5 protein-coding genes are annotated in these 8,066 nt (G+C 56.4%); 1 reads left to right on the forward strand and 4 read right to left on the reverse strand.

Annotation, left to right across the window (positions count from 1 at the left end):
* Nucleotides 1-69 precede the first annotated feature (69 nt).
* From D3Z90_RS09365 to D3Z90_RS09375, 3 genes are all read right to left on the reverse strand, one after another.
* A complete protein-coding gene (locus D3Z90_RS09365; protein ID WP_136475475.1) occupies nucleotides 70-1,698 on the reverse strand; it encodes a serine hydrolase in 1,629 nt (542 codons plus the stop codon).
* Nucleotides 1,699-1,741: 43 nt separating this feature from the next.
* Nucleotides 1,742-2,464, reverse strand: coding sequence for a cysteine hydrolase (locus D3Z90_RS09370; RefSeq protein ID WP_136475476.1), 723 nt, complete (start codon nucleotides 2,462-2,464; stop codon nucleotides 1,742-1,744).
* Between the two features lie 234 nt (nucleotides 2,465-2,698).
* A complete protein-coding gene (locus tag D3Z90_RS09375; RefSeq protein WP_136475477.1) occupies nucleotides 2,699-3,994 on the reverse strand; it encodes an OprD family porin in 1,296 nt (431 codons plus the stop codon).
* Between the two features lie 462 nt (nucleotides 3,995-4,456).
* Here D3Z90_RS09375 and D3Z90_RS09380 point away from each other — a divergent pair, with 462 nt between their 5' ends.
* Nucleotides 4,457-6,958 carry a TonB-dependent siderophore receptor gene (locus D3Z90_RS09380; protein ID WP_136475478.1) on the forward strand — a complete coding sequence of 834 codons (2,502 nt, stop codon included), beginning with the start codon at nucleotides 4,457-4,459 and terminating at the stop codon, nucleotides 6,956-6,958.
* Between the two features lie 108 nt (nucleotides 6,959-7,066).
* On the opposite strand, the gene D3Z90_RS09385 is transcribed toward D3Z90_RS09380, so the two are convergent.
* Nucleotides 7,067-8,044: an alpha/beta hydrolase gene (locus tag D3Z90_RS09385; protein ID WP_136475479.1), complete on the reverse strand. Its 978-nt coding sequence runs from the start codon at nucleotides 8,042-8,044 to the stop codon at nucleotides 7,067-7,069.
* Between the last annotated feature and the right edge of the window lie 22 nt (nucleotides 8,045-8,066).

The following is an 8,066-nucleotide window of genomic DNA, read 5'->3' on the forward strand; positions in this document are numbered from 1 at the left end:
CTCTGGGGAACGTCTGTCTGCTGCGTTCTGCAGCGGACAGACAACTGGATCATTGCATGCGACGTCGGATCACTGTTGATAGACGCTCACAGCGTTGCCGACCAAGGTGCTCATGAACTGACTGATCTTGTTCAGGGTGACGCTGTCCGTTACGCCGTACTTCTGCGACAGTTGATCAAGGTTTTCATAACCCGCCCACACCCGGCCCCGTTCATCCTGCCAGACCGCAACGCGAAGCGGCAGATCGAGTGCCGCGCCTTGTTTATCCAGTATCAGCTTGGTGCCGACGCTGGGGTTTCCCAATACCAGCACCTTGGTCGGCCGCACGTTCATGCCTGTACCGCGGGCATTTTTCTCGTGGTCGAATTCGGCAAAGACAGGGATCTTCTTGCTCTGAAGATCATTCTTCAGACGGGCGATGGTCTCGTCGACGCTGAATTTGCTTTCCTGGTTGACCACTTTGTCCGAGTCCAGCCCCGACCCCAGGCCAGGCTTGTAGGCCTCGGCAATGTCACGGGCCAGAGCCGTCATATCGACGTCTTGCTTGTTGGTAATGAGCGTGACGCAGACCAGTTCATCGCCAGCAGTAAACCGACTCAGATAAGCACTGAACCCCGCATTGCTGCCCTTGATTTCAAGGAACCCGGGATGTTTGGTGAATTCCCAGCCGGCCATCGCCGGGACCACTGCGCCATTTTTAAGCTTTGCGGGTTTGTAGATCGTGTCGCGGTGTGCGGCATCCTTGAGCAGCACACTGCCCGCAAGGGCGATATCCCAGCGACTGATATCTTCCGCTGAAGACCACAGGCCGCCATAGGCGTACAGGTTGTTGGATGCTTCAAGGCTGACCGCTGTATTTTTTCCGTTGATCGACTTGTAGCCTGTTGCCGTCTCTAGTGGGTCAATAAAGGTCTGGTCAGCCTTGAATTTTGAATGCTGGTTTTTGACTTTGGTGGGGGTAGGGCGATCAAGGTGGAGTTTGCTTTGCATGTCTGCCACAAACATCGTGCTTTTCAAGCCCAACGGTTGAATCTGGTATTTCCAGACGAAGTCTTCGTAGCTCATCCCGCTGGTATTTTCGATAATTTGACCGAGCAAAATGAAATCGGTCGCACTGTCCTTGACCTTGGTGCCTGGTTTGAATATCAGCGGGTCACCTTTTACCAAATCGACCAGTTTGTCCGGAGTGTAGGCGGTGTTGGCGTCATAGCCATGGTGCCTGAAGTCGGGAATACCGGAGGCGTGTTGGAGCAGGTCGAGAATGGTCACGTCCTGCCAACTGCTTGGCGTATCGCTGAGGTAGGCGGCCACCTTGTCGTTGACATCAAGCTTGCCCATCTCCACAAGCTGGAAAATGGACACGGCGGTAAACGCCTGGGTGATCTGACCTACGTTCCAGATGGTTTTGATTGATGCAAGTTCGTCATTGGTTTCTGTCGCCAGGCCATAGCCTGCTGCACGGGGAATGTAAGGCGCTTGAACGATCGCCATCGACAAACCAGGCAAATCGTTCTTCTTCATGAAGTCCGCAACCATCTCGTCAATGTATTTGCCGTTGGCTTGGAGTGACGGATCGCCACGATTGACTGAATAGAGCGTGGAGTCGACGGCCTGCGAGGCAAAGGACTGCAGGGGCAACATGCTGATTGAGGTCAGGATACAGGCGGTGATCAACGTCTTTCTTAATGACCGGGTCATGAGGGTGTTCCTTTGAGGGGGAAGAAAGTTTTTCAATCGCGCGTTATCGTTGTTTGCAGCGCTGCTCGTCTGCTTTGGAGGCAGGTGCAGGGGTTAAACGCTGAATGATCTCGTCGGTGCTGAGCACATCTTTGGACAAGTAACGGAAGTTGATATCTGCTGATACATTGCCATTACCCCATTCAGCGTGGCGCGGCCCCGCCGTTGCATCTTTGGCAATGATCAATTCGAAGCCCTGCTCAAGCAGTTCGCGGGCATGGGCCTCGACACACATATTGGCGAGCATGCCGCCAAGAATGACTTTCTGGATACCGAACTTGCGCAACTGCAATATCAGATCGTTGGACTGCGGCCCATAAAGTTTGTGTGGCGAACAAACAATGGTCTTGCCGTCTTCGATATACGGTTGCAACGCTGGAACCCAATCCGCCCCTGAGCCAACGAAGCCTTGCAAGCTCAATGGGCTGCCGCGCTCGAACATGCGGTTGGCATGCATGACTTCACTCAGTGGATCATGAAAGTGCCACTTATGGTCGGTGGGGTAGTAGTAATGCGGCGAGACGAAAACCTCATAACCATGTTGCTTTGCCGTCTGGAAAAGCCGTTCGATATTCTCGACCGTACGGTTGGCCAATACCGCATCTTTTACAAAAGGCCAGGCGCCTCCTTGGTCGGTCAGCACTTCTACTTGTGGGTCAGTAAATAACAGTGCAGTCGTTTTGCGGTCGAAGTGTTTCGGGCATAGGTTAACGATGGAATCGCTCATGGGGATCTCCAAGTGATTGAGAACAGTCGGCTTTCAATGTGATCAGACTACGCAGTGATGTCGCGGAGCCTCTGCTGTCGGTGTTCGGTTGTCACGGCATGAGTCAACGCTAAGAGGGTTGTGTCGGGGAAACAAGTCGGCAAGCTAAGGTTTGATGATTATTCAGCGAATAATGAGATGTGGCGTTATTATTTGCGGGTAAAAAATGTTGTTTATCAGCAGCTTGATAGTCAGTCAGATGATCGAGAAGTTGTAGCTGGCAATCAGACGAATCTCATCCACATCCCGGGCTGACTGCGCATAGTTTGTGCGATAGGTGGCATTGCGTAGACGCAGGCTGAGGTTTTTGAAGGAGCCGGTCTGAATTACATATTTCAACTCTATGTTACGTTCCCATTCCTTGCCTTCCTGGTTGTTGACAAGTTTTATATGGTCGCCGCTAACGTAACGGGTCAAGATGTTGAAACCGGGAGCGCCGACGCCGGTCAGGTCGATGTCGTACCGCAGTTGCCAGGAATGCTCTTCGGTATTTGCGAAGTCATTGTACTGTACGTAGTTGACCAAGTAGGGTGTGCTGCCATCAAGGTAGGGCGTCGAGCTACTTCCATTCAAACTCTGCCAGCCAGCACTGAATGTCTGGTAACCACGGGAATAGGCGAGCATCGCGCTCAAGGCATGGTTGTCTATTTTACCGGCGCGCGCCGAGCCATCGTCATAGCTGTCAAACCAGCGTATGTCGGCGTTGATCTTTCCAGCGCCAAGGGCCTCACTGCCCAAAATACCGAAGAAGCGCTGATGATAGACATTCTCCAGTTCGCCCTGAGCATATTGCAGTACGAACTGGCGATTGAGTTGATAGTCTGCCTGGTAGGCCTCGAAACGATTGCCGGTGGTATCGCAGACGTAGCGCTTGTTCTTGCAGTTCAAGCGAATGTCTTGAGCATCAGTGGAGTCCCGCGCGGTATAACGCTGCAATCGAGTAGCGCTGAATTTCAACCTGGCAACTTCCTCGCTGACCAGTTGGCTGCCGTGAAACATACTCGGCAGGAGTCGGGTGTCGTCGTACTTTAACAGCGGCATGTCCGGTAGCAGCGCACCGTATTTAAGTTGTGTGTGGGAAAAACGCACCTTCCCCGCAATACCTGCCTTGGCGTATTGGTCGGCGGCATGCCGCGGGTGGTGACCACTTGAGGGCAGCAGGCCGCTGTTACTGTCGGCGGCACTGGAGTCGAGTTTGATCCCCAGCATGGCCAAGGCATCTGCGCCGAAACCAATGACGCCTTCGGTATAACCCGATTGCAGTTTGAAGATAAAACCTTGGGCGCTCTCGTCGTGCTTTGACGCGCCTTGCGGATTGGCTGTTCTACCGTCGCGCAGGTCGCTGTTGAAGTAAACAGTACGCGCCTCCAGGCTCGCGTGGCTGTCCTGCAGAAGATCCGCGTAAGCGGGTAAAGCGAAGCTGTTGACTAAGGTAAACAGTCCCATTGCACAGCGGGAAATAGGCGTGCGTGGGCGGATAGGTAGAAACATTGAGCGTGCTCCGAAGGTCTGGGCCTTGCCTATTTAATCCCATACCTGCAGCGCTGACTTTCAAATAAGGCACATTAACTCTTTAATGAATGATGGCTGCTGTTCAATGGATTATTTGCTTATGGATCAAAGCCTTGATGAAGACGGGGAACGCCTCAATCCGGGATGTCAGTGGTGAGACTCGCTGATATCCTCTGTCCTGCGCCTGCAGCGCATAGATGCACGTTTTGCAATCTGCTCGACGCAGAGGCTGCGTTTTGTGAAACGTATCAAAAGATAAATATTCCTAATTTCGTTCAGATTCACTTCGTCTAGTCAGCGAGTCCATCCGCTTTGCTGCCGTGCCACCCGGCATGTATGGCTGTGAACGTACTCGAATCAGGGGCTGTGCCCTCTATCAGTTGCCCTCCAGAGGCGACGATTTCCAACACTTGGACCGCAACACGGGAGCGATTCGAAGAAATGAAATCTGAACGACACGCATTGACGGGCCGTTTTTGCTCGTGGCAGAAGGAACGGCTGCGCAGCTGCACGTCGATTATCGTGCTAGGCCTGGCATTGGGCATGGGGAATGTTGCTCAAGCGCAGGAAAGTCGGGTAAACGTCCCGGCAATGCCACTCAATGAAGCGCTGACCCAATTGGGCTATCAGACCGGCCTGCAGTTCCTGTTCGAGCCGAGCCTGGTCAGCGGCAAGCGTTCTGTACCGGTCTCCGGCAACATGGAACCCAGCACCGCGCTGGACACCATGCTCAAGAATGCCAACCTGACCTACCGCATCGAGAACGACACGGTCATCCTAAGCAGCCCAAAGGGGTCCGCTTCGGGGGCGACACTGGAGCTGGGCGCGACTAGCGTCGTCGGCCAAGGGATGGGTGAATCCACCGAGCACTCAGGCTCCTACACGCCAGGGCTGACCAGCGTCGGCTCAAAGACGCCGATGTCGCTGCGCGAGACGCCGCAATCGGTGTCGGTGATTACCGCCCAGGCCCTCAAGGACCGGCAGATTACTGGCTTGGGCGATGCAATGCGCGCCACCCCCGGCATCACCGTCAAAAACTTCAACTACCGCATGCCGCGTTACTATTCGCGTGGTTTCGAGATCAAGAACATCCAGATCGACGGCGCTTCCAGCCTCGACGCCAACGGTGGCTATTCCAACCAGCTGTACAACCTTGCCGAGTTCGACCACATCGAAGTGCTGCGCGGCTCTGCCGGATTGTTCGGTGGTGTGGGCGACCCAGGCGGCATCATTAACCTGGTGCGCAAGCGCCCATTGGACCACTACCAGCTCAAATTCGATGCCTCGGCCGGCTCCTGGGACAACTACCGCTCGCAGGTCGATGTTACCGGTCCGCTCGCATTCGATGGAGCGTTGCGTGGCCGGCTGGTCGCTGCCTACACCGACCGCCAGTACTTCATGGATAACCGCGGTACCGAGAACCCGACGGTCTATGGTGTGCTCGAGGCAGACCTGACGCCCGACACCATGATCACCCTCGGTGGCCGCCTGGAGAAGAACAAGGAAACTGGCACCGGTGATGGCCTGCCGTTCTACTCCGATGGCAAGAGTCCGAACTACAGCCGCAGCTATTGGCCGACTACGACCTGGTCGTATTCCGATCACTCTTCCAATGAGCTGTTCTTCAAACTTGACCACTATTTCAGTGATGACTGGAAGTTCAATACCTCGCTGACCCACGTATTCGAAACCGTGGAGAGCCAGGGTGCATTCATCTATGGCAACATCGACAGGGCCGATGGAAGCGGACCTTACTGGGCGGGTAGTTACCAGCGTGCCAAGACCGACCAGACCGTGCTGGACATGAACCTCTCTGGCAAGTTCGATATGCTGGGCCGCGAGCACGAGCTGCTGATTGGTGCCGACGCGCAGTCCATTCGAGCCCGTTGGCGCGCTGCCGACGGCATGAGCGGTCGTTTCGGCCCAGCCACCCAGCCATGGGTGGAAGGCACCATGGACAAGGAGTTCTGGCGTGACTACAGCCCGAACAAGCAGAAACAGTACGGCCTGTATTCGACCCTGCGCCTGCAACTCGCTGATCCGTTGAAGCTGATAGTGGGTGCACGCGCCACTCGCTATAAGTACGATCAAGTCTACTCGACCAAGGACAGGGTCACCGACGTCTGGTCGGTGAAAAACATCGTCGACTATCGCGAGCCGACCAAGGTAGTGCCGTTCGGTGGTCTGGTCTACGACTTGAACGAAGAGTGGTCTACTTACGTCAGTTATTCGGAGATATTCAACCCGCAGGCCAAGTCTCTGGCTGGTCCGCAACCGGGCACGTCACTGGATCCGATGGAAGGCAAAACCTACGAGACCGGAGTCAAGGGCGAGCTGTGGGACGGTGCGGTTAACGTCTCGGCGGCGCTGTTCTACTCCGAGCGCGAGAACCAGGCGACCCCCGACCCGCGCTATGCCCAGCAAGTGCTGATGTACGGCGGCAGTTGCTGTTACTTGCCACGTGGCAAAGTCACCAGCAAGGGCATCGACCTGGAAATCAGCGGTGAGCTGCTGCCGAACTGGCAAGTGATGGCTGGCTACACCTACAACCGCAACGAGGACCGCACCAACAGCGCGATCTTCAGCAGCGTGACGCCCAAGCATCTGGCCAAGTTCTGGAGCACCTACGTGCTTCCGGGTGAGCTGTCCGACTGGAAGGTCGGTGGTGGTGCAACTATCCAGAGCGCCAACTTCGTCAGCGGCGAGATCGAGTACAGCGGCGTGAACGAAATTCCCAAGACTCAGGTAGAGATGTCCCAAGGCGGCTACGCCGTGTGGGATGCGATGCTCGAGTACAAGGTAGATTCGCACTGGACGGTGGCGTTCAACGCCAACAACCTGTTCGATCGCAAGTACTACGACACCCTGACGCATCCGGATTATGCTAACTACTACGGTACGCCGCGTAACTACATGCTGACCCTGCGAGGTGTCTGGGACTGATCGATCGTTGTAACGGTGTGCGAAGAAAAACGCCCGATGTTTGCATCGGGCGTTTTTTTGTTGTGGGGGCGATGGTTAGCGCAAATATTTGCACGCTGCTGACGTTGTTTAACCAGTTTCGACCTCTTCGCGGATCACCTGGCTGGCCTGCCAGTCCGTGCAGTGTTCGTAGACCTGCGCCGCCTCGGCGACGATACCGGTCATGCGCAGAAAGTCGTGGGTCAGGCCTTCCTGAATTTCCAGGTGAACCTGGGTACCACTGGCACGCAGGCGTTCGACGTAGGCCAGGCCTTCGTCCACCAGCGGGTCGAAGCGCGCCAGACTGATGTAGGCCGGGGCCATGACCGGCAGGTGCTTGACCAGCAGCGGCGAGAGCCGCGGGTCGTCGCGGTGGGCGGCGCAATAGTGGCTGTAGAACCACTCCAAGGTGTCAGTTTCCAATAGGTAACCCTCGGCATACAAACGGTGCGACGCGCGCTGGCGGCTCATGTCGGTCACGGGGTAGAACAGCAACTGGCACAGCGGCTGCACGGTGATGCGCGCAGGTTCAGCGGCGGCGATGAGGGCCAGACTGGTGGCCAGAGTGGCGCCAACGCTGTCGCCAGCGAAGGACACCCGGTTGATGTCCAGGTTCAGCTCGGTAGCTACTGTGGTCAGCCAGTTGACGCTGTCCAGCGCATCATCCAGAGCGGTCGGGGCCCGGTGCTCAGGGGCCAGGCGATAGGCCGGGGCGAGCACCGCTGCAGCGCCGGTACTGGCTAGGCGACGGCATACGCTGTCGTGGGAGTCCAGGCTGCCGACCACGAAACCGCCGCCGTGAAAGTATAACGTCAGCGGTTGCGCCCCAGCGGCCGTCGTGCTGCGGCGGTACAGCCGCGCTGGCAGGTGGATGCCGTCGCGGGTGGTGAACGTCAGTTCGAGCACCTCGAGGTCGGCCGGAGGGGCTGGATCGAGGATCGCTGAGGTGGCCTCGAACTCGGCGCGGGCGGCCTCGACGCTCAGTTCGTGCATGGGCTTGCTCTTGCCCGTGAGGCGGCCGAATTCGGCCAGTTCCAGGAAAGCGGCGAGGTCCGGGTGTAGAGACATGAAAATTCCTTGTGTGGCAACG

The sequence above is a fragment of the Pseudomonas sp. DG56-2 genome (genome assembly GCF_004803755.1).
Taxonomy (GTDB): Bacteria; Pseudomonadota; Gammaproteobacteria; order Pseudomonadales; family Pseudomonadaceae; genus Aquipseudomonas; species Aquipseudomonas auratipiscis.

Bases quoted from the DNA above. Each gene is read 5' to 3' on its own strand.
- D3Z90_RS09365 (WP_136475475.1), bottom strand. From the start codon at position 1,698: ATGACCCGGTCATTAAGAAAGACGTTGATCACCGCCTGTATCCTGACC.
- D3Z90_RS09370 (WP_136475476.1), bottom strand. From the start codon at position 2,464: ATGAGCGATTCCATCGTTAACCTATGCCCGAAACACTTCGACCGCAAA.
- D3Z90_RS09375 (WP_136475477.1), bottom strand. From the start codon at position 3,994: ATGTTTCTACCTATCCGCCCACGCACGCCTATTTCCCGCTGTGCAATG.
- D3Z90_RS09380 (WP_136475478.1), top strand. From the start codon at position 4,457: ATGAAATCTGAACGACACGCATTGACGGGCCGTTTTTGCTCGTGGCAG.
- D3Z90_RS09385 (WP_136475479.1), bottom strand. From the start codon at position 8,044: ATGTCTCTACACCCGGACCTCGCCGCTTTCCTGGAACTGGCCGAATTC.